Here is a 2,581-nt window from a genome sequence, read left to right on the forward strand (position 1 = left end):
ACACATTCCGGCTCCCAACTCGCACCGATCTCGAACCCAAGTTGGTCACCGGCGCCACGATCTTTGGCATCGGCTGGGGCTTGGGCGGCTTTTGCCCAGGTCCTGCGCTGACCGCGCTGCCGATGGTGGCCACCGGCACGTTGATCTTTGTGCCTTTCATGTTGGCCGGCATGTGGGCCGCACGCCACACACCTAACCTGACACCCACACCAAAAGAAGGAGCCGCCTAATGAGCGACCACCTGAACACCCCCGTCGTGCGCCGCTCCCCCTCGACCGGCCCGGGCAGCCCCGACGTCTGGGGTATCTACGAGCCTGACACAGGGTCGATCCAATACATCTGCGCCGATCCGGCGACCAAGAAGGCTGCGCTGATTGATGTGGTTTGGAATTTCAATCCAAAGAACTATAGCTTCTCGACCGAGAGCATGGATCAGGTGTTGGATATCGTGAAGGACGAAGGACTGACCGTGGAATGGGTACTCGACACCCACCCCCATGCGGACCACGTCATGGCCTCGGCTCATCTGAAGGAGCGCACGGGCGCACCCAACGCTATCGGCGCGCTGGTGCCAGAGATTGCCAAGATCTGGGCCGACCTTTACAACCTGCCCGATGCCTTTGATCCGGATCGCGATTTCGATCACCTATTCCAAGAGGGGCAGATCTTTAAGATCGGCGAGTTGGATGCAAAGGTGATGTTGTCGCCCGGTCACACGCTGGGATCAATTTCCTATGTCTGTGGCGATGCGGCATTTGTGCATGACACGCTGATGCAGCCAGATGCCGGCACCTCACGGTCTGATTTTCCGGGCGGCAAGACGACAGAGCTTTGGGATTCCATTCAGAACATCCTCGCCCTGCCCGGCAATACGCGGCTCTACATTGGTCACGATTATGGCACAAAAGAGCGCAAGGAGCCGATGTGGGAGGCCACAATCGACGATCACAAGGCCAAAAACATCCACGTAAAGGATGGCACCAAGCGCGAGGACTTTATCAAACGCCGGCAGAAGCGCGACGCGACGCTGTCCCTGCCCGACCGCATTTTGGCAGCATTGCAGGTCAACCTGCGCGGCGGCAGGCTGCTACCAGCTGAGGATGACGGCAACCACTACCTGAAGCTACCGGTGAACCGCTTTGACGGAACCTGACCGGGCGGCCCTCCCTCTTGACGGATAGCGTGACATGAGTTTGCCCCCGCTTTCACGATACCTACCGATCCTCGATTGGGGCCGCGGTTATGATCGCGGTCAGTTCACCGGTGACATGGTGGCCGCAGTGATCGTGACGATCATGCTGATCCCGCAGTCTCTGGCCTATGCGCTGCTGGCCGGGATGCCGCCCGAGGCGGGTATTTATGCCTCCATCGCGCCAATCGTGCTCTATGCGATCTTCGGCACCAGCCGAGCGTTGGCGGTGGGGCCGGTTGCAGTGGTGTCGCTCATGACGGCGGCCGCAGTGGGCAATATCGCGGAAAGTGGCACAGCGGGCTATCTAACGGCGGCGCTTACGCTGGCCTTCCTGTCAGGCGCGATGCTGCTGGCGCTTGGGCTGTTTCGGCTGGGATTTCTGGCGAATTTCCTGTCGCATCCGGTTATTACGGGATTCATCACCGCGTCCGGCATCCTGATCGCCGCGAGCCAGTTACGGCATATTCTCGGAATACAAGCCGAGGGCCACACGCTGGTCGAGATTCTCACCAGCCTCTGGGCGCATCTGGGAGAAATCAATTTCATCAGCGTAGTGTTGGGCGTTACTGCAACGGCCTTCTTGTTCTGGGTGCGCGGTGGGCTCAAGCCGCTGCTGTGGCGCGCGGGGCTCGGGCCGCGCATGGCGGATATCGGGGCGAAGATGGGGCCGGTGCTGGCTATTGTTGGCACCACGCTGGCGGTCTGGGGCTTTGATTTGGGCGCGAAGGGCGTGGCAATTGTCGGGGAAGTCCCGCAAAGCCTGCCGCCGCTCACCCTGCCCTCCTTTTCGCCCGACCTGCTGTCGCAGCTATTCGTTCCGGCGCTGCTGATCTCGATCATCGGCTTCGTCGAAAGCATCTCAGTCGCACAGACGCTGGCCGCCAAGAAGCGCCAGCGCATCGATCCAGATCAGGAGCTGATCGGACTGGGCAGCGCCAACCTCGGCGCTGCTTTCACCGGAGGCTTTCCGGTCACAGGTGGGTTTTCGCGTTCTGTTGTGAACTTTGATGCTGGGGCTGAGACGCCTGCAGCCGGAGCTTTTACTGCTGTGGGGTTGGCGCTGGCGGCACTGTTCCTCACGCCACTGATCTATTTTCNTGTGAACTTTGATGCTGGGGCTGAGACGCCTGCAGCCGGAGCTTTTACTGCTGTGGGGTTGGCGCTGGCGGCACTGTTCCTCACGCCACTGATCTATTTTCTGCCCAAGGCCACACTCGCCGCCACGATCATTGTCGCTGTGCTAAGTCTTGTCGATCTTTCGATCCTCAAACGCGCCTGGGCCTTCAGCCATGCCGATTTCGCCGCCGTCAGTTTGACGATTCTGCTGACGCTGCTTTTCGGCGTCGAGGCCGGGGTGAGCGCGGGGGTCATCACCTCGATCCTCGTGCA

General features: G+C 60.5%; 3 protein-coding genes. All 3 read left to right on the plus strand.

The window, feature by feature from the left end; translation table 11 throughout:
• Positions 1–230: DUF6691 family protein (locus tag V8352_RS21485; RefSeq protein ID WP_336426297.1), on the plus strand; the 230-nt coding region annotated here is incomplete at its 5' end.
• Positions 230–1,153 (plus strand): MBL fold metallo-hydrolase, encoded by a 924-nt coding sequence (locus tag V8352_RS21490; RefSeq protein ID WP_336426298.1) that lies wholly within the window; start codon positions 230–232, stop codon positions 1,151–1,153. The genes V8352_RS21485 and V8352_RS21490, both read left to right, overlap by 1 nt.
• 34 nt (positions 1,154–1,187) lie before the next feature.
• Positions 1,188–2,581, plus strand: a 1,394-nt coding sequence (locus V8352_RS21495; protein WP_336426299.1) for a SulP family inorganic anion transporter, incomplete at its 3' end; no start/stop codon positions are given.

The sequence above is a fragment of the Roseovarius sp. D0-M9 genome, assembly GCF_037083805.1.
In the GTDB taxonomy this organism is placed as follows: Bacteria; Pseudomonadota; Alphaproteobacteria; order Rhodobacterales; family Rhodobacteraceae; genus Roseovarius.